This is a genomic window from Streptomyces regalis (assembly GCF_001509475.1).
GTDB classification, from domain to species: domain Bacteria; phylum Actinomycetota; class Actinomycetes; order Streptomycetales; family Streptomycetaceae; genus Streptomyces; species Streptomyces regalis.
Map to the genome: position 1 here is coordinate 19,984 of NZ_LLZG01000398.1, position 23,181 is coordinate 43,164.

Genomic DNA, 23,181 nt, shown 5'->3' on the forward strand with positions numbered 1-23,181 from the left:
CAACTCCCTTGGTGCGAAAACAAGTTGCGGCCGGTCGGCATGAACGCCGACCGGCCGCTGGCGACCTTCCGACCCTGTCGGAAAGTCGATCAATCGGTCAATCGATTAATGACCTTCTTACCTGGCGGTCGAGAACACGAACGAGAACTCCGTCGGCTCGGCCCGCAGGTGGTACTGCGGCAGCGGGCCCGGACCGCAGGACTGCGAGCCGATGCCGTGCTGGCCGTGGTCGAGGTTGACCCACACGGTGTCACCGGGCGTGAGATCGGTGAGGTGCGCGGCCGCGTCCAGTTGCTCGCTGGTCCAGCGCCGCGCGCTGAACCAGAACTCCGGGTCGCCGTCGATCCGCAGCCCGCCGAGCTCCACCCAGCGGACGTCGGCACGGGCACCGTTCTCCTGCGGGCGGACGTACGGCGTCTGCAGCTCGTCCACGGTGGAGTTCCAGCGGCCGACCATGGACGCCAGCCGGGTGTCCGGGTACGCCTCACCGGGACCCCCGCCGAACCACCGCACGGCGTCCGCCTGCGGGAGCCCGAACCGGATGCCGAGCCGGGGCAGCGGCACCTTCCAGTCGCCCTCCGGAGTCACGGACACGGTCAGCTTCAACCGGGTGCCGTCGGAGGTCCACCGGTACACCGTGGCGAGGCCCACCTCCCAGGCGGCGGGCGCCACCCGGGTCCGTACCGTCAGCGCGTCGTCGCCCAGCTCCACGGCGTCCAGCCGGTGCCGCATGCGGTGCAGGCCGTACTTGCGCCAGAGCATCCCGTAGCGGGTGTCGGTCTGCCACTCGGCGCCGTCGTCGTTGTCGGTGGGCGCCCGCCACACGTCCAGGCGCGGAGCCGTCACCTCCACACCGCCGATGGTCTTCAACGCACCGGTGCGGGCGTCGAAGGAGGCCGGGCCGAGGTAGATCAGCTTCTCGCTCGCGGTGGGGCGGTCGGTCGCGGCCACCGTGGGCAACGGACGGGCGGAGGCGGGGAACTGGCCCCACGCGACCTCGTGGTCCTTCTGTCCCCACGCCGTGTCCGCCGCCAGCAGCGCCCGTACCGTCCACTGGGTTTCGGCGCCCTGTGCGTCCGCCGGGGGCTCCGGCAGCTTGACGTCGGCCGACTCGCCCGGCGCGAGCGCGGGCACCGACAGGGCGCCCGCCTCCACCGTCTTGCCGTCCACCTGGAACGACCACTCGAAGGCGAGCCCCGACAGATCGGCGAAGTCGTACTTGTTCGTCACCCGTACGGTGCCGTCGGCGCCGTCACCCTCGATGCGGACCGGCTCGATCACCTTCTTGTACTCGACGAGCCCCGGCGACGGCGTCCGGTCCGGGAAGATCAGGCCGTCGCAGACGAAGTTGCCGTCGTGTAGCTCCTCGCCGAAGTCACCGCCGTAGGCGTAGCCCAGCTCGGGGTGCTTGATGCCGTGGTCGATCCACTCCCAGATGAAGCCGCCCTGGAGCCGGTCGTACTTCTCGAACAGCTCCTGGTAGTCGGCGAGGCCGCCGGGGCCGTTGCCCATGGCGTGCCCGTACTCGCACTGGATGAAGGGCAGGTCGCGGCGCTTGTGAGTGCCGCCGTCCAGGCCCTGGCCGATCTTCTCGACCTCGTCGTGGAAGGCGTACATCCGCGAGTAGACGTCCGTGTCCCGGCAGTCCCAGTCGCCCTCGTAGTGCACGAGGCGCGAGGAGTCCCGGCCGTGGATCCACTCGGCCATGGCGGTCAGGCCGCGCCCGGTGCCGGCCTCGTTGCCGAGGGACCAGAAGACGATCGACGGGTGGTTCTTGTCCCGCTCGACCATCCGGGCCGCGCGGTCCAGCAGGGCCGGGGTCCAGCGGTCGTCGTCGACGGGGTTGTCGCGCCAGGCCTGCTCGGTGAAGCCGTGGGTCTCCAGGTCGCACTCGTCGATGACCCACAGGCCGTACTCGTCGCACAGGTCGAGGAAGGCCGGGTGCGGGGGGTAGTGCGAGGTGCGCACCGCGTTGAGGTTGTGCCGCTTCATCAGCAGCACGTCCTCACGCATGGTCGCAAGGTCCAGGGCGCGGCCCTTCTCGGGGTGCCATTCGTGCCGGTTGACGCCCTTGAAGAGGATCGCCCTGCCGTTGACCTTGATCAGTCCGTCCTCGAGGACGACCGTACGGAAGCCGATGCGCAGCGGCACGCGCTCGCCGGCCGTGACCAGCTCGCCGTCGTACAGCTTCGGCGTCTCCGCCGACCACGGCTCGACCGCCACCGTCACCGACTCGCCGGTCGCGACATCGATGTCCAGGGCGGGCACGGACACCCGCCCGTCGACGTCGGAGTCGACGCGCAGGGTGCCCTCGCCCGTGACGTGATCGAAGGAGGCGTGCACGAAGAAGTCGCCCACGCTGCCCGCCGGGCGGTGCAGCAGCGTCACGTCACGGAAGATGCCGGGCAGCCACCACTGGTCCTGGTCCTCCAGGTACGAGCCCGCCGACCACTGGTGGACGCGCACCGCGAGGACGTTGCCCGTCGGCTTCAGCAGGTGCCCGACCGCGAACTCGTGCGGCAGGCGGGAGCCCTTGAACTCGCCGATGTCCGTGCCGTTCAGCCAGACGCGGGCGCAGGACTCCACGCCGTCGAAGCGGATGACGGCACCGCCGTCGCCCGGCCAGTCCGCCGGCAGGTCGAAGACCCGCAGGTGGTCGCCGGTCGGGTTCTCGGTGGGGACGTGCGGCGGGTCCACCGGGAAGGGGTACAGGTGGTTCGTGTAGATGGGCGAGCCGAAGGCCCCGTCGCCCTGCAGGACCCAGTGCCCGGGGACCGAGACCTCCGCCCAGTCCCCGGCGTCGTAACCCTCCCCGGCGAAGGAGTCGTCCTCGGCGTCGATGGTCGCCGACACGCGCAGGCGCCAGCTGCCGTTGAGCGACAGCGCCTTCGCGTCCGAGGAGGCGTACCAGGCGCGGGGCGGCAGGGCCCCGCTACCGGGCGAGACGTCCTCGACGTAGTCGACGGAGGTAGTGCGGAAAGACATCGGTCTCCTAGCTCAGCCCTTGATGCCGGTCTGTGCGATCCCCTGCACCAGCCAGCGCTGGAGGAAGAGGAACACGAACACCAGGGGCAGGATGGAAATGGCCGTGGCCATGAAGATCAGGTGGTAGTTGACGGTCTGGTTGGTCGCGTACGACGACAGCGCGACCTGCACCGTCCACGCGCTGGGGTCCTGGCCGATGACCAGGGGCCACAGGAAGGCGTTCCAGCCCGCGATGAACGTGATCGTCGCGATCGCCGCGAAGAAGTTCAGCGAGTTGGGCACCACGACACGCCAGTACGCACCCCAGTACGAGAGCCCGTCCACGCGTGCCGCCTCCTCCAGCTCCTTGGGGAACCCCAGGAAGTACTGCCGGAACAGGAAGCAGGTGAAACCACTGAACAGGCCCGGAATGATGAGACCGCGGTAACTGTCGACCCAGCCGAGCGACGAGACGAGCACGAAGCTCGGCACGAAGGTCACGGCGGTGGGAACCATCAGGGTGGCCAGCACAGCGTAGAAGACCTTGTTGGCGTGCTTGTACGGGATGCGGGCCAGGCCGTAGCCGGCCAGCGAGCAGATCAGCAGGATGCCCACGGTGTGCAGGACGGCGACGACCAGGGAGTTCCACATCGACCGGGCGAAGTCGACGGTGACGTCGTCGAACGGCTCGGTGATGTTGCCCCACTGGATCGTGCTGGGGAACCACTTCCACTCCTCGCCCGTGATCTCCGGGTCCGTCATGAAGGCGTTGCGGACGATCAGATAGAACGGGATGAGGAAGAGGACGGCGGCCACACCGGTGGCGAGGTACAGGCCGGCGTTGCCCATGACCCCGCCGACGCGCCTGGCCTTCGCCGGCTTCGCGGGTGTCTTGTCGAGGTCGGGTGCTGTGGTGGTCACTGGGACTCCTCACCCCTTCCGAAGCCCATGATCTTCCCCTGGAACAGGGTCACGAGGCAGATGAGAGCGGTCAGGACCAGCGCACCCGCGCTGCCCGCGCCGTAGTTCTGGTTCTCACCCAGGGCCATCTTGTAGAGCTCGACCAGCGGCGGCATGCCCCACGTGGCCTTGCCGAGCAGGATGAAGAACTCGTCGAAGGCCTGGTACGCGGCGATGAGCAGCAGCAGGATCACCGCGGTCGAGGTCGCGCGCAGCTGGGGCAGCGTGATGTAGCGGAAGGTCTGCCAGCCCGGCTTGGCGCCGTCGATGGCGGCGGCCTCGTACAGCTCCCGCGGGATGTTCTGGAGCGCCGCGAGGAAGAGGATCATGTAGAAGCCGGACTGCAGCCACAGGCGGACGGTCACGATGACCAGCCAGTACCACGGCGGGTCGGGGTTGCCGAGCCAGGCGATGTTCTCGACGCCGAACCAGCCGATGACCGTGTTGGCCAGGCCGAAGCGGACACCGTTGAAGATGGACATCTTCCAGATCAGGGCGGCGGCCGCGTAGCTGACCGCGGTCGGCAGGAAGAAGACCGACCGGAAGAACGCGCGCATGAACCGCAGCCGGTTCACCAGGAGCGCGAGGCCGAGCGACATCGCCCAGGTGGTCGGCACGATGAACGCGGCGAACACGGTGAACGTGACCAGGGAGTTCCTGAAGTCCGTGTCCGACAGGATCATCCTGTAGTTCTCGAGCCCGACGAACTCGCTCGGTGTGACCGTGAATCGGGCCTCGAAGAAGCTGAGATAGAGGCTCCAGCCGATCGGTACGAAGACGAAGACGATCAGGCCGATGAGGAACGGCCCGGTGAAGAGCCAGAAGTTGAAGGTGCTGCTCGCCCTCAGGCCCCGCCGCGGCCGGTCCTTGGAGACCTTGGCCGGGGCGGGGGAGGCGACCCCGCGAGTGGTGGTGGTCGACATGTCGAGATCCGTCCGCCGGCTTATCCGAAGAGCTTCTTGAGCTCGGCGTCGACCTTCTTCTCGGCCGTGGCGAGCTGGGCCTTCGGGTCGGCGTTCTTACGGACGGAGTTCGCCATCACGTCGTTGACCGCGGCGATCATCGCCTGCGTCCAGCCGATGTTGTCGAAGTGGCCGAACTCGTTGAAGAGCTTGACGCCCTCGGCAGGCAGGCCGGTCTTCAGCTTGGTGGCGGACTGCGCGATGGAGGTACGCGGCGGGATGTGGAAGCCGTAGGAGAGGGCCCAGTCCTCCTGGTACTTCTTCTGGTCGATCCACAGCCACTTGACGTACGCCTTGGCCGCTTCGAGGTTCTCGCTCTTGGCGTTGACGAACATCGACCAGCCGCCGTTGGTGACGGACTGCTTGCCGGCCGAGCCGACCTTCGGGAAGGGGAAGACGCCGATGTCGTCGCCGAGCGCCTCGATCATGGCGGGCATGGCCCACATACCGCACCACTGGATCGCGGTCAGACCCTGGGTGAAGGCCGACGGGTCCCACCAGTCGGTGGGGGAGTCGAGCAGCAGGTTGCCGCTGGTGAACAGGCCACGCAGCTGCGTGAGGCCTTCGGCGACGGCGTCGGTGTTGAAGGCGGGCTTGTTGTCCGCGGTGAGGGTGTCCGCACCGGCCGACCAGATCAGCGGGTTCTGCACCGTGGTGATGTCGTTGCCGAGGAACGCGCCCTTGACCTTGCTGGTGGTGAGCTTGTCCGCGGCCTCGATCAGCTCTTCCAGGGTCTGCGGGACCTCGATCTTGGCCTTCTCGAACACCGAGGGCCGGTAGAAGAAGAACTGCGGGTCGTCGATCATGCGGACGCCGTATATCTTCCCGTCGACCGTGTGCGACGTGATGTCGGCCTGGTTGAAGTCGCTCTTGACCGGCTCGATGATGTCGGTCAGATCCGCCACCTGGCCGCTCTTGATGAGCTGGATCTGCGGGTGGAACTCGAAGACGTCGGGCGCGTTCTTGGTGAGCAGCGCGGCGAACAGCTTCTGCTCGAAGTTGTTGCCGGTGATCCACTGGGTGGTGATGTTGGCGTCCTTGTAGGCCTTCGCGTACCGCTTGATGGCCTGCTCGGTACCGGCCTCGCCGTAGGCGTGGAAGTACTGGACGAGGCTGTCGCCCGACCCGCTGCTGCGACCGGTGTTGCCGCCGCACGCGGCCAGTCCGCCGGCGGCGGCCATACCCATGGCGGCCCGCAGAACGGTGCGGCGGTCCCAGTTGACGTTCCTCATTGCCGACATGCTGACGTCCTTGTCTCGAGTACGGCTGCGGCCCTGTGCCTGTGGCTGGAGCGGCTCAGCGCCAGTTGGCTCAAATGGGGTTGCGGTGCGGGACGTTAACCTTCGGCTAAGGCTTCGGCAAGGGGTTGGACGAAGTCTGCACGAAGCGTTGTGCAACGTTCGGGATACCGGACATGGCGGGATGGCGGGGCGCCGCACCAGCGACCCGCAACTCCCTTTCAGAACGCGGGAATCACGTCCGTCATGAGGGCGGTACGGTACGGCTCCTTACAGGTGTGATGCGTTTCGCGGCAGGCTGCGTCCTCTTCTGCGGGGCCGACTGCAGCGCACCCTCGAGTGCGAACGTCGCCGCGCCCAGACACACCGGGTCGGTGGGGATGGGGGAGAGAACGATCCGGGTGGCGGCCAGCGGACGCCTGAGCGCGTGCCGGGCCACGGCCTCGCGCACCTCGTGCAGCAGCGGCTCGCCCAGGGTGGCGGCGACCCAGCTGCTGAGCACGACGATCTCGGGGTTGAACAGGTTCACCAGGTCGGCGATCCCGGCGCCCAGATACCGGGCGGTGTCCCGGACCACCTTGAGCGCCACCGGATCGTGCGCGCCGACCCCACGGGCGAGCGCGTCGATCGTGGCCGTCTGGTCCTCGGGATGGAGCAGCGCGCTGTCGGCGGCCAGCTCCCGCAGGTTCACCATGATGCCGGGCGCGCCGACATAGGTCTCCACGCAGCCGTGATTGCCGCAGTGGCACAGCCGTCCGTCCAGCACCAGCGTCGTATGGCCCCACTCGCCGGCACTGTTGCTCACGCCCCGGTGCAGCCCGCCGCCGAGCACCAGCCCGGCGCCCACGCCGGTCCCGAGATTGACCACCACGGCGTCCCCGCTGCCGCGTGCGGCACCGAACCACAGCTCGGCCACCGCGCAGGCGCGCAACGGGTTGTCCATGTACAGGGGGTAGGCGATCTGCTCGGCGAGCAGGTCGAGCAGGGGCACGTCGTGCCAGTCCCAGTTGGGCGCGTACTCGGAGACGCCGGTGTCCCGGTCCACCTGCCCCGGCACGCTCACCCCGACGCCGAGCACCCGCGCGCCCTCCACGCCGGCCTGCGCGACCACCGAGCCGACGGCGGCGGCGACATGGCCGACGACCTGCTCGGGGCGGCTCTCGCCGGGGCGCATGTCCTCGTCGGCGCGGGCCAGGACGTTCAGCCCGAGATCGAACAGCTCGACCCGCACGTACGTCTCCGCGATGTCGACGCCGATCAGGGCGCCGCCGGACGCGTTGACGGCCACGAGCCCGCGGGGGCGGCCGCCGGCCGAGTCCTCGAACCCGACCTCCGTGATCATGCGGAGGTCGAGCAGCTCGCCCACGAGGGTGGCGACCGTGGCGAGACTGAGGCCGGTGGCGGCCGCCAGCTCCTGCCGGGAGGTGGGCGACGCGGCGATGATCTGGCGCAGCACCTCGTAGCGGTTCGCGGTGCGGATGTCGCGTGATGTGCCGCGCTTCATCGAACTCCCCTCACTGGCAAGCGCCGTTCCGGTCGGGTCGGCCGGGGGTCCGGCCCGCCGCGCAGCGGCCAACGGACACAGCGTCCCCCGGGAGAACACAGCACCGGTGGTGCCCCCGTCCCTTCGCTCATGCCGGGTCGTCGTCGGCACCGGCGCGGCGCAAGGCTATGGCGTGCATCGCCTTTCTACAAGGGGTTAGGAAAGGGGGTTTACGAAGTCCACCCGGAGTCAGTCACCCAGTATCTCGTGCACGAAGGTGTTGGCGAATTTCCGACCGGGATCCAGCTCCCGCGACAGGGCCCGGAAGTCGCCGAGCCGCGGATACCGCCCGCGCAGTACGTGTGCCGGCACGGTGAACACCTTCCCCCAGTGCGGCCGCGGCGCGAAGGCGTCCAGTGCGGCCTCCAGCCGCCGCACCACCGGCAGGACGGCCGCCGTGTCCTCGACCCAGGTGAAGTGCAGCGCCACGGTGTCCCGCCCGTAGGAGGGGCTGAGCCACTGGTCGTCGGCGGCGACCGTGCGCACCTCACAGGTCTGCAGCACGGGCGCGACCGTGTCCCGGATCCCATCGACCGCATACAGTGCCTCGACTGCATACGACCGCGGCAGCAGATACTCCGACTGCAGCTCGGCCCCGCTGCTCGGCGTGAACTCCGCCCGGAAGTGCGGCAGCCGCTGATGCCACGGCCCCGGCACCCCGAACTGGTCCGTGCAGTTGACCGCGGGCATCCCCGGCACCGGGTGCATCTTCTCGGTGGCGGGCGCGGCCCAGGGGAAATCGGTCGGGAAGTCGGGCAGCGGCTGGTCGGTGCGCCGCTTGAGCCACACCTGCCGAAAGCCCGGCTCGCGCCAGTCGGTGAACAGACTCACGCTGTACGCCGACGCCATCACCGTTTCGAACGCCGCCGAGTCCAGCCCGTCCAGCGGCAGCTCCGTGAAGACGTGCTGCTCGACGTCGAAGGACGGCACCAGGTCGAGGGTGAGTGCCGTGACGACACCGAGGGCGCCCAGCGAGGTGACGGCGCCGCCGAACCGCTCGTCGCCCCGCCCGATGGTCACCACCGACCCGTCCGCCGCGACCAGCTCCACCTCCCGCACGGACGAGGCCAGCGCGCCGTTGCCGACCCCCGACCCGTGAGTTCCGGTGGCGACCGAGCCGGCCACCGAGATGTGCGGCAGGGACGCCATGTTGGGCAGCGCGAGCCCGTGCGCGTACACCGCGCGGGCGAGCTCGGCGTACCGTACGCCGCCCGAGACCCGGACCGTACGGGCCGCACGGTCCACGTCGATCACCGGCGGCAGAGCGGCGATCGACAGCAGGACGCCCTCGGGGCCCGGCTCGGCGATCTCGTTGAAGGAGTGCCCGCTGCCCAGCACCCGCACCCGCTCGCTCCCCGCCACCAGGGCGCTGATCGCGTCGATCGAGTACGGCCGGTGCAGCTCCTTGGCGGTGTAGGTGATGTTGCCCGCCCAGTTGGTGATCGTCTCGGTCATCCTTGCCGTCCTTCAGGGTGAGTGCCGTGCCGTCCTGCAGGGGGAGTGCCTGTGCGTTGACCCTCTCATCCGCGCCTGCCTACCGTAGAGACCGCTTTCCCCCACCCATCTCGCCGAGCCGGAGGCCACGTCCTTGATCCAGCGGCCGCACGCCATGTTCGCCATGTCCGCCGAGAACGTGCCGCAGGTCTTCCCGCCGGAGGTGCTCCAGCGGCTGCGGGAGTCGGTCGACATCGATCCCTCCCTGGTGGCCGAGGACCACGAGGACTTCGCGGACCCGCGCTTCAAGGACGCGCTCGCCCGCACCGAGATCCTCGTCACCGGCTGGGGCTGCCCCCGCCTCGACGCGGCCGTACTCGACTCGGCGCCGAAGCTGCGCGCGGTGCTGCACTCGGCCGGCTCGGTCAAGGGCCTCGCCACGCCCGAGCTGTGGCGGCGCGGCATCGCGGTGAGCTCGGCGGCCGTCGCCAACGCCGTGCCGGTCGCCGAGTACACGCTCGCCATGATCCTGCTCGCCGGAAAGGACCTCTTCGCCGCCCGCGACCGCCTGCGCACCGAGCGCGCCTTCCCTGGCTGGGGGCTCGTCCCCGGCATCGGCAACTACGGCCGTCGGGTCGGCGTCATCGGGGCCTCGCGCATCGGGCGCCGGGTGATCGAGCTGTTGCGCCCGTTCGACCTGCGGGTGAGCCTCAGCGACCCGTACGTCGACGAGGCCGGGGCCGCCGCGCTGGACGTACCCCTGCTGCCCCTGGACGACCTGCTGCGCTCGTCGGACGTCGTGACGGTCCACGCCCCCGAGACCCCGGAGACCCACCACCTCGTCGGCCCCCGCGAGCTGGCCCTGATGCCCGACGGGGCGGTCCTGATCAACACCGCGCGCGGGGCCCTCGTCGACCACTACGCCCTGATCGCCGAACTGAGCACCGGTCGGCTCAGCTCGATCCTCGACGTAACGGACCCCGAGCCCCTCCCCGCCGACTCACCCCTGTACGACCTGCCGAACGCCTTCATCACCCCGCACCTCGCGGGCTCCCAGGGCAACGAGGTGGCCCGCCTGGGCAGGTCGGTTGCCGAGGAGGCGGAACGGCTGCTGTCCGGCGGGCGGTTGGCGTACCCGGTGGACCCGGCGGCGCTGGCGCGCGAGGCGTAGGCGTCCGCGGGGCGCTGCTGCAGTTCCCCTGAGCGCTGCAGCTCTCTCGACGGCCGCGACTGTCCCGCCCGTCGCCCGTCGCCCGTCGCCCGGCGCAACTTTCGGGTCGTCGGTTGTCACAGCTTTCTCGGTACGACGTCTTGTCCCCGTAGACGCGTGGATCTAGCTTCCTGTAGAGAACGTTTACTATGCCTTTTCTTCAGCGCCGCCCCCGTCGCTACCGTGACGATCCCGCATGCCCGTCACCAGAAGATCCGTCCTGGCCACGGCCGCCACCGGCACCGGTGCACTCGCGCTGACCGGCTGGTCCTGGACGGCCGCCGATCAGGCGTCCGCAGCCGAGGCCGCCACAGCGGAGGCCGCCGAGGGCGCCGGACGCCTCGACCTGATCGACTTCGGAAACGCCGACTCCGAGACCGCCCACGACTTCACCGGCCCGGACACCGAGGTCGCCGACGGCCACGCGGGCGACCGGGCCCGGGTCGCCAAGCCGCTCGCCACCACCGACATCAAGGGCGGCGACCTGCGCTTCACCCTCGCCGTCGACCCCGTCCACCAGAACTACCTCACGGTGAAGTGCTCGCCGATCACCCGTGAGCTCGACGGCCGGACCCTGGCCGCGACGCCGTATCTGCGGCTGGTCCGTGATGTCAGCACCCACCAGGTGCACGGACAGGTCTCGGTGGACGGCACCACCTGGGTGACCGTCGCGAGTCTCCTCACGCCCTTCCCGTACGCCGTCTACGCGGGCCTCGCGGCCACCGGCGACGCCACGTTCGCCCAGGTGGCCGTGGACCGGCTCAAGGAGGACGCGGTGCTGGTGGCCGTCGGGCGGGACGCCGACACGGTCACCGTCCGCTGGAACAAGCCTGAGGACGCGCTGACGTTCACGGTCGCGCGGTCGACCGACGGCGACTCGTGGGAGACCGTGGAGTCGGACACCCGCGCCTTCGCCTACGAGGACACCGGACTGCGGCACGGCGAGCGGTACTACCGGGTCTCTGCGACCCTGGTCGACGGCGGCACCCGCACGTCCGCTCCGACGGTCGCGGTGGCCGAGACGCTGGCCGGCGTGCTGGCGCGGGCGCGGAAGACCGATCCGGCGGAGTGGACGAAGAAGAGCTACGCGGCCTTCGTCGCCGAGGTCGACCGCATCGAGGGGGACACCGGCAAGGACGACGACGCCCGCATCGACGCGGTCTACGCGGCGTACGAGCTCCTCGTCTCCCGCGAGACCCTGCTCCGCCGCACGCAGGTCACGGCGTCGATGGTGGCCGCCTCGACCATCGAGTGGCCGGGCCGGGGCACCAAGGAGTCCAACGGCTGGAAGGGCTTCGACGGGGACACGGCCACGTACCCCGACACCCTCGCGGCCGAGAGCTGGATCGACATCGACGCGGGCGACGTGGGGCCGCTCGTCGTGGACAAGCTCCGTATCTTCCCGCGCGCGAACTATGCCGCGCGGGCCACCGGCACCGTGCTGCTCGGCTCCTCCGACGGTGGGCTGACCTGGACCGACCTGCACACGATCGGCACGACGAGCGAGGGCACGTGGCACGAGGCCACACTCCCGTCGACCGCCTCATACCCGCTTCTGCGCTTCTACGACGGCCACAACGGCCGGTGCAATCTCGCCGAGATCGAGTTCTGGTACTACGCGGCGGAGGAGGAGGCCTGACGGGCGACGTCACCCGGGGCCCCTCCGGGGTGCCCCGGGTGCGGAGGCCGCGTCCGAACCACCGGAGCGACCGCGCCTCAACAGAGGTAATGTCGAGAACAGACCTCGCTCTGCTGACGAGCGGCGGACAAGGAGGTCTCTTCGATGAAGACCTGTCTGCGGGACGCTGCCGTCGCCGTCGCGGCGGTATCGGCGGCCGTCGCTCTCGCCGCCTGCGGGGACGCCGACGGCGGCTCCGGCGGTGGGGCGGACGGCCTGAAGATCGGCCTGCTGCTGCCGTCGAGCCAGACCAGCCGCTACGAGGAGTGGGACAGGCCCTTGATCGAGCGGCGGATCAAGGAGCTGTGCGGCGCCTGCACGGTGTTGTACGCCAATGCCCAGCTCGACGTGGACCGTCAGCTGCAGCAGATGAACTCCGTGATCAGCAGGGGGGCCGACGTCCTGATCCTCGACCCCGTCAACGCCACGTCGCTCCGCTCCTTGGTGAACATGGCGGACCAGGCGGGTGTCCCCGTGGTCGCCTATGACCGCCTCGCCGAAGGCCGGATCTCGGGATACGTCTCCTTCGACAACGAACAGGTCGGCAGGCTCCAGGGCCAGGACCTGCTCAAGGCCATGGGGAAGAAGGCGGACGGAGGCCAGATCGTCATGCTGAACGGCGCTCCGACCGACCCGAACGCGGCCGACTTCAAGAGGGGCGCGCTGTCCGTCCTCAAGGGCAAGGTGAAGATCGGCAAGTCGTACGACGCCCCCGGATGGCGGCCGGCGGAGGCCCACCGCAGCATGTCCGACGCCATCGCCGCCCTGGGCGCCGACAACATCGACGGCGTCTACGCCGCCGGCGACAACCTCGCGACCGGTGCCATCTCCGCCCTCAAGGCCGCCAAGATCAAGCCGCTGCCCCCGGTCACCGGCCAGAACGCCGACCTCGCGGCCGTGCAGCGCATCGTCGTGGGTGACCAGTACATGAGCGTCTACAAACCCTTCAGGCCCGAGACGGATGCCGCCGCCGCCATGGCCGTCGCCCTGGGCCGCGGCGAAGAGGGCATGCTCGCCGACATCGCCACGACCACGGTCGGCAACGACACCACCAAGGACGTCCCGGCCGTCCTGCTCACACCGATCTCCCTGACCGTCGACAACATCGAGGAAACCGTCGTCAAGGACGGCCTGTACACGATCGATCAGATCTGTACCCCTGAGTTCAGGTCTGCCTGCGACAGGGCCGGACTGACCGGATGAGACATGTTCCTCTTGAGATCGCCGGTCGCGGGGGGACCCGCTACCGCTCACCCGCACGCAGGGGCATACCGTGAGGAGTCGAGCGCATTCGTCGGGAGCGAGGAGAACGGGATGGGTGGCCGTACCGCACTGGTCGAGGATCTGATGGAGCGGTTCCCGCACGTGCCGCGGGAAGCCGTCTTCAAGGAGGACCTGCTTCGCGGCGGTGTGGCCTTCGACCCGTCGGCCCTCAGCGACAACGAGAGCGGCGAGGTCAAGCCGAAGTCGTACTTCATCTTCTCCTTCGACCACGGCACCCTGCCCGAGCTCGGCGAGGCCGCGCTGCGCCGCCCGCCGGAGGAGATCATCCTGACCGGCGGGCCGTACGACCTGCGGCGCACCGTCGTCTCCGTGCGCGTGAACCCGACCTCGCCGTACCGGGTCGCCGCCGACGCGGAGGGCATGCTCGGGCTCTACCTCGACGGCAAGCGGATCGCCGACGTCGGTGTGCCGCCGATGCCGGAGTACTACCGGCACACCCTCGCCAGCGGGAAGTCGGTGATGGAGGTCGCCCCGACCATCCAGTGGGGCTACCTGATCTACCTCACCGTCTTCCGGGTCTGCCAGTACTTCGGCGCCAAGGAGGAGTGCCAGTACTGCGACATCAACCACAACTGGCGCCAGCACAAGGCGGCCGGGCGCCCGTACACCGGGGTGAAGGACGTCGAGGAGGTCCTCGAGGCCCTGGAGATCATCGACCGGTACGACACCGCCAAGGCGTCCACCGCCTACACGCTCACCGGCGGCGCGATCACCAAGACCGTCGCCGGCCGTGACGAGGCCGACTTCTACGGCCACTACGCCAAGGCCATCGAGGAGCGCTTCCCGGGCCGCTGGATCGGCAAGGTCGTCGCCCAGGCGCTGCCGCGTGACGACGTGCAGCGGTTCAAGGACTACGGCGTGCAGATCTACCACCCCAACTACGAGGTGTGGGACGAGTACCTCTTCAAGATGTACTGCCCGGGCAAGGAGCGCTACGTCGGCCGCGACGAGTGGCACAAGCGGATCCTCGACTCGGCCGACGTCTTCGGCGCCCGCAACGTCATCCCCAACTTCGTGGCCGGCGTCGAGATGGCGGAGCCGTTCGGCTTCGGATCCGTCGACGAGGCCATCGCGTCCACCACCGAGGGCCTGCGCTTCTTCATGTCGCACGGCATCACGCCCCGCTTCACCACCTGGTGCCCCGAGCCGACGACCCCGCTCGGCAAGGCCAACCCCCAGGGCGCGCCGCTGGAGTACCACATCCGCCTGCTGGAGGCCTACCGCGCCACCATGGACGACTTCGGCCTGTCCTCGCCTCCCGGCTACGGCCCGCCCGGCCCCGGCCGCGCAGTGTTCTCGGTCAGCTCCTTCATGGACAGCCTTCCGGCACAGGAGTCGGCGACGGCAGAGGATTCCGTCACGGTGTAGGTGAGACAGACGGGGCCCGCGTCCGTACAAGTGGCTGGAGTTGTAGGGGCGCGCGGTCTGTCATGACAATTGAACACGGCGCTTGTCAGTTGTGTTTGAATCGTGAAAGGCTCATGTCCTGCCGCGAGGTTCCCCCCAACTCCACTGCCAATATGGCGAGTTGACCTCGCATGTGGATGCAGGAGACTCATGCCCGACCTGCCGACCCCCCAGGACGCCACCGAGGCAGCGCTGTTCTCCGAGTGCTGGGACGCCGTGCTGTCGTACGCCGACCTGTGCACGGCCGGCTCCGCCGCCGCCAACCAGCTGGCGGCCGAGGCGTTTTCGACCGGCATACGCGAGGCCCGCGAGGCCGAGACCGGGACCTTCAGGAGTGCGGGCCGCCGCCCGGCCCGCCTGCCCCGAATCCCCCTGCTGCTGACCGCCGTACGCACCACGGCGGCCGCCTGGGAGGAGAGCGGGCAGGGTCACAAGCTCGACCCCGATCTGCGCCTGTGGCTCAACTCCGACAAGGCCGCCCGCTACACCGGACCCCCGCTGCAGCGCCCGATCGCGCTGCGCGGACTGCGTGACATGCAGGAACCGGACGCGGCCCTGCTGTGGCTGGCCGAGGTGGAGGCGCTGCCGCTGCACGTGGTGGCCCGCCGGCTCGGCCTCGACCCGGCCACCGTCTCCGAGGAACTCACCCAGGTCCGGGGCCTGTTCAGGGACCGCTGCCACCGCAACCACCTCGACACGCCGATGGACGCGCAGTGCCGCAGCTACGCGCGCCTCCTCGACGCCGTCACCCGCTCGACCGCCGCCGACACCCCGGTCGACCTCTCCCGTCACCTCGCCACCTGCGTGCAGTGCGCCGAGGCCGCCGCCTGTCTACGGCTGCACGGCGGCGGGCTGCCTGGTGCCCTCGCCGGGGGTGTGATCGGCTGGGGCGGCCTTGCCTACCTGGAGCGCCGCCGCCGGGCCACCGAGGTGCGCGGTGCCGGACGCCCCGACCCGGTGGACGCCGACGCCGGCCCGCCGAACCCCGGAGCGCACAAGGCGCGCGTCGTGCGCAACGGCCTCCTCGTCGCCGCCGTCCTCGTCTCCATGCTCGCCCTCGCGGTGTCGATGATGCCCGCCGGCTCCACCGGCGACGGCGGCACCGCGGGCGGCGACCCGTCCGACCGCCAGCCGGTCGCCGGACCCGACTTCTCCGCGCCGGTCACGGGCGCCACCGGGCCGGCGTCGAAATCGCCGGCACCGTCCGAGACCGGCACGTGGGACGACTCACCCGCGCCGACGGACCCCGACCCCGAGCCCCAGGGCACCCAGTCGTCCACGGCCGACGAGGACCACCCGAACCCCTCCGCGAGCGAACAGGCCACCTGCGGCGTCCAGTACGACCTCGTCAACGAATGGCCCGACGGCTTCCAGGCCACCGTCACCGTCACCACCGAACGAGCCCTCGACGACTGGCGCGTTGCCTGGTCCTTCCGCGACAGCCAGAAGGTCGGCCAGATGTGGGACGCGAGCTTCGCCCAGAACGGCTCCCGGGTGACGGCCAAGGCGGCGGACTACAACAAGACGGTCCCCGCGAACGGCACCCTCTCCTTCGGCTTCATCGCCTCGTGGGAGGACGAGAACTCGCCGGCGTACGACTTCGCGCTGAACGGGCACGACTGCGCGAAAACCGGTTGACGGGCCTTCACGGGGACCTGGCTTCGAACCCGGGCGGACGACCCGCATTCCCAGCGACTAGCGGAACTGGTCCCACTTCGGGCTGAGTGCGATCTGCCGCAGCTGTTCCGTTGTCACAGCCGGGGTCGCATGGATCGGAGTGCCGTGGCCGGCGGGGTTGTAGGCGCTGATCACGACACGGAAACCGTCGGTCCGTATGGTGTCGACGGTCCACATCACGCTCCCCTCGACGCCCTTGTCGCCCGGCCCCTGGCGCGTGGCGACCCTTGTGCCGTCGGGCAGGGTCTCGGCGTCGGCGCCGTACAGGGCGTCGGCGGCGTCGGACGCATCGGCGCGCGGCGGCGGCGACACAAAGGGATCCTCCGGAGAATGGGACCGGGCGTGTCGTCCCCGGCAGCCAGGATCAGTTCTGGGAGCAGATCATGGAGCAGGACACCGAGGGGCGGAACTGGGGAGGGGACGATCCCGGCAACCCGACCGGCCTCAACCGCTCGCCGACGTTCTCCAGTTACGGCTGGAACACTGCCGTCGCGGGGCAGCTGACCCCGCCCACGCCGGTCCTCCACGGCCTCGACGACGAGACCGCGCCGCCGGCCAACTCGTCCGCCATCTTCAACGCGCTCCCGGCGTCGATGACGAACAAGGTGCTCGTACAGGTCCAGTGCGCCAGCCACCAGATGCAGATGGAGGGCTGCTCCGGCCTGCGCTGCACACCGGAGTCCGGAACGCCCTACGGCGGGCGCCCCGGCGAACCGTGGGCCGGCCCCCATGCCACGGTCAAGGCGGCGTTGATCGAGTGGATCAGGAGCGGGACCTTCAACGGTGCCGCGAACGGACAGTTCACCGTCGACGAAAGCGGCGTGGCAAGCGCCAGTGAGCGTTCGGCCTCCGTCAGCCATCCGCGCTGAAAAATCGCTGGTGCATCGTCGAGGAGGGTGGCTAGGGTCGTGTTCGTTGCTGCGGCCGTTCCGTGCCGCGGCTGTTGGCTGCGTGTGAACCGGGAGGTGTTGACCGATGGCTGTCTTTGCGATGGGCGTTGCCCGCATTCAGGAATCCATCAAGTCCACCTCCGTGGCCACTGGCTGACACCACCAACTCCTTCCGCGCCTGTGCGCGCGACGGCCGGGGCCGCCCTTGTGAAGGGTCACCCTTGACTTTCCGTTCCGCTGCTTCATCTGTTTTCTCCGCTCTCGCTCCCTACGGCTGGGACGAGGCATGGGCGGACGAGTTCGCCCCCTACGAGCCCGAGGGGCTCCTTCCCGGACGCGTGATCCGGGTCGACCGCGGGCAGTGCGACGTCGTCACCGCCGAGGGCGTCGTACGGGCCGACACCGCGTTCGTCACCCCGCACGATCCGATGCGGGTGGTGTGCACGGGCGACTGGGTCGCCGTCGAACCCGCCGGGAACCCGCGCTACGTACGGACGTATCTGCCGCGCCGTACCGCCTTCGTGCGCTCCACCTCATCCGAGCGGTCCGAGGGGCAGATCCTCGCCGCCAACATCGACCACGCGATCGTCGCCGTCTCGCTGGCCGTCGAACTCGACCTCGGCCGTATCGAGCGCTTCCTCGCCCTGGCGTGGGAGTCGGGCGCCCAGCCGGTCGTGGTCCTCACCAAGGCCGACCTCGTGCCGGACCCGGCGACGCTCGGGCATCTCGTCCAGGACGTGGAGACGACGGCGCCGGGTGTGACGGTGCTGACCGTCAGCGCGACGCTGGGGGAGGGGCTCGAGGTCCTCACCGCGGTCGTGGGCGGTGGCACGTCCGTGCTGCTCGGGCAGTCCGGCGCGGGCAAGTCGACGCTCGCGAACGCACTCCTCGGCGAGGACGTCATGGAGGTCCAGGCCACGCGTGACATGGACGGCAAGGGCCGCCACACGACCACCACGCGCAACCTTCTCGCCCTGCCGGGCGGCGGCGTACTGATCGACACGCCGGGGCTGCGGGGCGTCGGGCTCTGGGACGCCGAGACCGGGGTCGGGCAGGTCTTCTCCGAGATCGAGGCGCTGGCCGAGCGGTGCCGCTTCCACGACTGCGCGCACGAGAGCGAGCCGGGGTGCGCGGTGCTCGACGCCATCGACGCCGGTGAGCTGTCGGAGCGGCGACTGGAGAGCTATCGGAAGCTGCTGCGGGAGAACCAGCGGATCGTGGCCAAGACCGATGCGCGGCTTCGGGCCGAGATCAGGAAGGACTGGAAGCGCAAGGGGGCCGAGGGGAGGGCGGCCATGGAGGCGAAGCGGGGCCGCTGGAGCTAGGTGTGCTGTCCGGCGGATCATGCCGGCGTCGCGGTGCCCGGCACGCGCTCGCCCAGAGGGGGGACCCCCCATCGCGTCGCCCGCCGCGGTAGCGGCTGATCGACACGGCTCCTCCGCCTTGCAGCTGCACGCACCAGACACCGCCCGGCTCGGCCGGTCTGCACTGTTTCTTGCAGGCCGGCCTGATCCGCCGGACAGGCCCTGCCGCAGCGTCACGTCCGATTTCCGCCAGCCGCACCTCCCGCGCCGGCGGAGACTGGAGGGCGTGATGGACGAGGACACCAGGTACGAAGCGGTCCGCAGCAGGGACGCCCGGTTCGACGGCGAGTTCTTCTTCGCCGTCCGGACCACCGGCATCTACTGCCGCCCCAGCTGCCCGGCCGTCACTCCGAAGCGGCGCAATGTGCGGTTCTTCGCGACGGCCGCCGCCGCGCAGGGCTCGGGCTTCCGGGCCTGCCGGCGGTGCCGTCCGGATGCCGTGCCGGGGTCCGCCGAGTGGAATGTGCGGGCCGATGTGGTGGGGCGGGCGATGCGGCTCATCGGCGACGGGGTCGTCGACCGGGAGGGTGTCGCCGGGCTCGCCGCGCGGCTGGGTTACAGCGCGCGGCAGGTCCAGCGGCAGCTCACCGCCGAGCTCGGCGCCGGGCCGGTCGCGCTGGCCCGGGCCCAGCGGGCGCACACCGCGCGGGTGCTGCTGCAGACCACCGAGCTGGCGATCACCGAGATCGCGTTCGCGTCCGGGTTCGCCAGTGTGCGCCAGTTCAACGACACGATCCGGGAGGTGTACGCGTCCACGCCGAGCGAGCTGCGGGCCGCCGCCACACCGAGGGGCGGCCGCGGCGCCCGGCGTGCGGGCACCCCGTCGGCCGGGATACCGCTGCGGCTCGCGTACCGGGGGCCGTACCGGGCCGGCCTCGTCTTCGACCTGCTGGAGTGCGAGGCCGTGCCCGGCGTCGAGGACATCGGCGGACCGGTCGGGCGCCGGACGTACCGCCGTACCCTCCGGCTGCCGCACGGCACCGCCATCGTGGCGGTGGAGGAGCGGCTGGGCGGCGCCGGGAGGCAGGCCTCCGCGGCCCGCCGTGCAGTACCGACGTCGGCGCCGACAGCGGCTGCGGACTCGGGGGTGGCGTCCCCGGCGTCGGCCACCGTCGTGGGTCCCGGCACGGCGTCATCCGGGGCCGCTTCCTCTCACCTCCGAGCCGCCACCGCCACCGCCCCCGCCGGCGCCACCCACCCCGGCGGCTGGCTCGACGCCCGCCTCCACCTCACCGATCCTCGCGACCTGACCACCGCTGTCCACCGGCTACGGCGGCTGTTCGACCTGGACGCCGATCCGTACGCGATCGACGAGCGGCTCGGTGCCGATCCCCGGCTCGCTCCGCTGGTCGCCGCCCGGCCGGGGCTGCGGTCACCCGGTACCGCCGACGCGGAGGAACTGGCCGTGCGCCTGCTGGTGGGGCGGGCAGCGGCCGAGGGACTGGTGCGGCGGTACGGCAAGGCGCTCGACGCGCCCTGCGGCAGCCTCACCCACCTGTTTCCCGAACCGGCCGTCCTCGCCGAGGCCGAGCCCGACGGCCCCCTGGGCGCGCTCACCGCCGCCCTCGCCGACGGCGCCGTACGGCTGGACCCGGGCGCCGACCGCGACCGGGCGCAGGACGCGCTGCTCGGGCTGCCCGGCCTGGATGCCCGCACGGTCGCCGTCATCCGCACCCGCGCCCTCGGCGACCCGGACGTCGCCCCGCCCGACGTCGACGCCCCTGACAGCTGGCGCCCCTGGCGCTCTTACGCCTCGCAACACCTGCGTGCAGCAGGGGAGTTGGAGTAACCATGAGCACCCCGACCCCGACCCCGACCACCACCCCGACCCGCTGGACCGAGCTCGACAGTCCGCTCGGCCCGCTCCTCCTCACCGCCGACCCCGCCACCGGCGCCCTGACCTCCCTCTCCGTGCCCGGCCAGAAGGGCAGCCGCAGCGTCCAGGAGGGCTGGCGGCGCGACCCCGCGCTCTTCCGTGCGGCCGAGGTACAGCTCGCCGCCTACTTTGCGGGCGAACTCAAGGAGTTCCAGCTGGAGTTCAGCACGGCCGGCACCGAGTTCCGGGAGCGGGTCTGGGCTGCCCTCGACGATGTTCCCTACGGGGCTACGACGACGTACGGCGAGATCGCCGCGCGGATCGGCGCCTCCCGGGCCGCAGTACGGGCCGTCGGCGGTGCGATCGGCGCCAATCCGTTGCTGGTCGTCCGCCCCTGCCACCGGGTGATCGGCGCCGACGGGTCACTGACCGGGTACGCGGGCGGCCTCGACCGCAAGGTGCGGCTGCTCACGCTGGAGGGTTCTCGTCCGGCCGCACCGGAGACCCGATGAATCAGCCCCAGATCACCGCACCCACCCACGCCCCCGCGATCAACTGGCAGGTGAACAGCTCCGCCAGCACACTCGACCCGCCCGACCGCATCGCTGTCCGCAGCGCGGCCCGCGCCTCACCGTGGCGACCGAGTCGGAGCCGTGCCTCCAGGTAGACGCCGGCCATGAAGCCGGGGATCGAGCCGAGTACGGGGACCAGGAAGAAGCCCAGGAACGACCCCGCCGCGGCGTACACGGCCATGCGCCGGCCCGCCCAGCTCGGGCGCATCCGGCGGGGCGGCAGTGCCCAGCGCACCACCTGGGAGAGGAACAGTGCGACGGTGGCCCCGACCAGCACCCACCACGCGACCGGTTGCGGGTCCTGCAGCGCCCACCACATGACCGCGGCCCACACCAGCCACGACCCCGGCACTCCGGGCACCAGCACTCCGCAGAGGCCGAGCAGGAGGACCAGGCCGACCAGCACTAGGTCCCACGCTCCCATCTGACCAGAGTGCCGGAGCTCACGAGAACGCGCAGATCAGCCTTGTCACCGAGGGTGCGCCACGGTCACCCATCGCACTCCCGCGCCCGTCACCCCTGCCGTTCCCGCGCCACCCACCCCCGCTCGTACGCGTGCCACCCCAACTGCAGCCGTGTCGTCACCCCGGTCAGCTCCATCAGCCGCTTCACCCGGCGCTGCACGGTCCGCAGCCCCAGGTCCAGCTGCTTGGCCACGCTCGCGTCGGTCAGGCCGGCCAGCAGCAGGGACAGCACCTCCAGGTCGGTGTCGTCGGGTCCGTCCGGCGGCTGCTCGGTGACGCCGGACGAGCCGAGGCGTACCGGCAGCGCGTCCCGCCACACCGACTCGAAGAGGCCGGAGAGCAGCTCCAGGAGCCCGCTGGCGTGGACGACCAGGGCGGCCGGTTCCGAGGTGTGCGAGGTGAGCGGTACCAGGGCGAGGGTCCGGTCGGCGATCACCAGCTTGGTGGGGACCCGGTCCACTACCCGCACCTGCTCCTCGCGGCCCAGGGCGGCGGACAGCTCGGTGATGCCGTGCGGCTGGTCGAGGACCGAGCGCTCCAGTACCACCCGGTAGCGGACGCCGCGGTCGGCGGCCTGCTCCTCCGCGTCGTTCTCCATGCCGGTGACGGCGACGGGGCGGCCGGTGACCAGGGCGCACACCTCCTCGCTCGCCCCGAGCTGGAGCTGCAGGAAGCGCTGCGAGACCGCGGCCGCGCCGATCACGACCTCGACCAGGTCGTGCACGGCGGGCTCGGCGACCCCCGCCCGGTACTCCTCGGCGAGCATCGCGGCCGCCAGCTCCGCCTTCTCCAGCTCGTGCCGCTGCTGGGTGAGCAGCGCGCCCAGCGCCACCCCGGGCGGTGCGGCGACCCAGCGGCCGGGCCGGGCCGAGGACTGCGCCGCGAGTCCGTGCCGCTCCAGACGGCGCAGGGCGCGCTCGGTGTCGTACTCGCCGAGGGTCAGCCGTCGCGCGAGATCCGGTACGTCGGCGGCGCCCACGGACACCAGGGCCCGGTATGCCGACTCATGCGTCTCGTCGAGACCGATCACTCCCAGCATCGGGCCGCGCCCCTCCCCAAAGTCGAACACTGGTGTCCGGTCCGTGGCGGAAAACGGCCACGGCGTAAAACCGCCTCAGCACATCATCGCCGCACCACCTGTCACTCTGCCAAGGTGTCGCCACCGCAGTATCAAGAACCGCCCGCTTTGCCCTACTTGGGCCTCCTTGGCCTGCGCTTTCGTGCCGGGGCAGGCGGCAGCACGAGGAGGTCCGTCAAGCCGGAGATCCTGACCGACGCGAACGGCGTCTCGGTCACCCAGATCGTGACCCGGGCTCACGACGTGCGCCGACGCGTGCGTAGGGGATCGGGGTCCGGGTCACCCGGCAGTCGCCGGGCGGTTCTCCCGTGGGGGGTGGGGCCGCCCGGCGACGTGTGTCGCCTCTTGTGGCGCCCGGTGTATCGCAAGACTGTTCAACACCTCACCCGACAACGCCTTTTGAGGCGCCTCACCGGGTCTGATTTTCCGGATGCCCCGTTTTCATCCGGCCCGTGCGGTGGACAATTGAGGGCATGAGTCAGCAGGGGGGAAAGCCCGCCGGTCACGAGGACGACTGGTGGGGGCAGCTGTACGGTGACGCCACCGAGGACACGGGCCCGACAGCGGCGCCCGACTCACTGGACGACCGGTTCGCCTCGGCGGCGGGGGCGGTGAACCAGCGGTCGGGCTCGGCGGCGGG

The 23,181-nt window shown here is 70.6% G+C and carries 18 protein-coding genes; 9 read left to right on the top strand and 9 right to left on the bottom strand.

Going from position 1 to position 23,181, the window contains the following annotated elements; all coding sequences use genetic code 11:
* Window positions 1–117 precede the first annotated feature (117 nt).
* The 6 genes from ADL12_RS42470 to ADL12_RS42495 form a co-directional block, all read right to left on the bottom strand.
* Window positions 118–2,985: a glycoside hydrolase family 2 TIM barrel-domain containing protein gene (locus ADL12_RS42470; RefSeq protein ID WP_062713513.1), complete on the bottom strand. Its 2,868-nt coding sequence runs from the start codon at window positions 2,983–2,985 to the stop codon at window positions 118–120.
* Window positions 2,986–2,997: 12 nt separating this feature from the next.
* Entirely contained in the window at window positions 2,998–3,885 is an 888-nt protein-coding gene (locus ADL12_RS42475; RefSeq protein WP_062713515.1) for a carbohydrate ABC transporter permease, read from the bottom strand.
* The gene (locus tag ADL12_RS42480; protein WP_062713517.1) at window positions 3,882–4,847 is read right to left on the bottom strand and encodes a carbohydrate ABC transporter permease; all 966 of its coding nucleotides are present in this window, start codon (window positions 4,845–4,847) and stop codon (window positions 3,882–3,884) included. The genes ADL12_RS42475 and ADL12_RS42480 overlap by 4 nt, the downstream gene beginning before the upstream one ends.
* A gap of 20 nt (window positions 4,848–4,867) precedes the next feature.
* On the bottom strand, window positions 4,868–6,127 hold the full coding sequence (locus ADL12_RS42485; protein ID WP_062713519.1) for an ABC transporter substrate-binding protein: 1,260 nt from the start codon (window positions 6,125–6,127) through the stop codon (window positions 4,868–4,870).
* A 241-nt stretch (window positions 6,128–6,368) separates the two neighbouring features.
* Window positions 6,369–7,628, bottom strand: a complete 1,260-nt coding sequence (locus ADL12_RS42490; protein WP_062713520.1) for an ROK family transcriptional regulator — start codon at window positions 7,626–7,628, stop codon at window positions 6,369–6,371.
* 228 nt (window positions 7,629–7,856) lie between these two features.
* Window positions 7,857–9,122, bottom strand: coding sequence for an FAD-binding protein (locus ADL12_RS42495; protein ID WP_062713522.1), 1,266 nt, complete (start codon window positions 9,120–9,122; stop codon window positions 7,857–7,859).
* A gap of 133 nt (window positions 9,123–9,255) precedes the next feature.
* Between ADL12_RS42495 and ADL12_RS42500 the strand changes: the two genes are divergently transcribed.
* The 5 genes from ADL12_RS42500 to ADL12_RS42520 all read left to right on the top strand — a co-directional run bounded on the left by ADL12_RS42500 (window position 9,256) and on the right by ADL12_RS42520 (window position 16,318).
* Window positions 9,256–10,272: a hydroxyacid dehydrogenase gene (locus tag ADL12_RS42500; RefSeq protein WP_062713525.1), complete on the top strand. Its 1,017-nt coding sequence runs from the start codon at window positions 9,256–9,258 to the stop codon at window positions 10,270–10,272.
* Between the two features lie 235 nt (window positions 10,273–10,507).
* The gene (locus ADL12_RS42505) at window positions 10,508–11,950 is read left to right on the top strand and encodes a fibronectin type III domain-containing protein (protein WP_062713527.1); all 1,443 of its coding nucleotides are present in this window, start codon (window positions 10,508–10,510) and stop codon (window positions 11,948–11,950) included.
* A 144-nt stretch (window positions 11,951–12,094) separates the two neighbouring features.
* Entirely contained in the window at window positions 12,095–13,192 is a 1,098-nt protein-coding gene (locus tag ADL12_RS42510; RefSeq protein WP_062713529.1) for a substrate-binding domain-containing protein, read from the top strand.
* A 111-nt stretch (window positions 13,193–13,303) separates the two neighbouring features.
* A complete protein-coding gene (locus tag ADL12_RS42515; protein ID WP_062713531.1) occupies window positions 13,304–14,641 on the top strand; it encodes a radical SAM protein in 1,338 nt (445 codons plus the stop codon).
* A gap of 189 nt (window positions 14,642–14,830) precedes the next feature.
* Window positions 14,831–16,318 (top strand): cellulose-binding domain-containing protein, encoded by a 1,488-nt coding sequence (locus ADL12_RS42520; RefSeq protein ID WP_062713533.1) that lies wholly within the window; start codon window positions 14,831–14,833, stop codon window positions 16,316–16,318.
* A gap of 57 nt (window positions 16,319–16,375) precedes the next feature.
* Here the strand turns inward: ADL12_RS42520 and ADL12_RS42525 are convergent, their stop codons facing one another.
* Complete coding sequence (locus ADL12_RS42525) at window positions 16,376–16,669, bottom strand: hypothetical protein (RefSeq protein ID WP_062713535.1); 294 nt, start codon at window positions 16,667–16,669, stop codon at window positions 16,376–16,378.
* Window positions 16,670–16,740: 71 nt separating this feature from the next.
* On the opposite strand from ADL12_RS42525, the gene ADL12_RS42530 reads away from it, so the two are divergent.
* From ADL12_RS42530 to ADL12_RS42545, 4 genes are all read left to right on the top strand, one after another.
* Entirely contained in the window at window positions 16,741–17,226 is a 486-nt protein-coding gene (locus ADL12_RS42530) for a hypothetical protein (protein WP_062713537.1), read from the top strand.
* Between the two features lie 242 nt (window positions 17,227–17,468).
* Complete coding sequence (gene rsgA, locus ADL12_RS42535; protein ID WP_062713539.1) at window positions 17,469–18,572, top strand: ribosome small subunit-dependent GTPase A; 1,104 nt, start codon at window positions 17,469–17,471, stop codon at window positions 18,570–18,572.
* Between the two features lie 268 nt (window positions 18,573–18,840).
* Window positions 18,841–20,400 carry a DNA-3-methyladenine glycosylase 2 family protein gene (locus tag ADL12_RS51925; RefSeq protein ID WP_062713541.1) on the top strand — a complete coding sequence of 520 codons (1,560 nt, stop codon included), beginning with the start codon at window positions 18,841–18,843 and terminating at the stop codon, window positions 20,398–20,400.
* A gap of 2 nt (window positions 20,401–20,402) precedes the next feature.
* Entirely contained in the window at window positions 20,403–20,939 is a 537-nt protein-coding gene (locus ADL12_RS42545; RefSeq protein ID WP_062713543.1) for a methylated-DNA--[protein]-cysteine S-methyltransferase, read from the top strand.
* 1 nt (window position 20,940) lies between these two features.
* Here ADL12_RS42545 and ADL12_RS42550 read toward each other — a convergent pair whose 3' ends face one another.
* Both ADL12_RS42550 and ADL12_RS42555 read right to left on the bottom strand, forming a co-directional pair.
* On the bottom strand, window positions 20,941–21,423 hold the full coding sequence (locus tag ADL12_RS42550; RefSeq protein WP_062713545.1) for a DUF456 domain-containing protein: 483 nt from the start codon (window positions 21,421–21,423) through the stop codon (window positions 20,941–20,943).
* Window positions 21,424–21,512: 89 nt separating this feature from the next.
* Window positions 21,513–22,502, bottom strand: coding sequence for a helix-turn-helix transcriptional regulator (locus ADL12_RS42555; RefSeq protein ID WP_062713547.1), 990 nt, complete (start codon window positions 22,500–22,502; stop codon window positions 21,513–21,515).
* Between the last annotated feature and the right edge of the window lie 679 nt (window positions 22,503–23,181).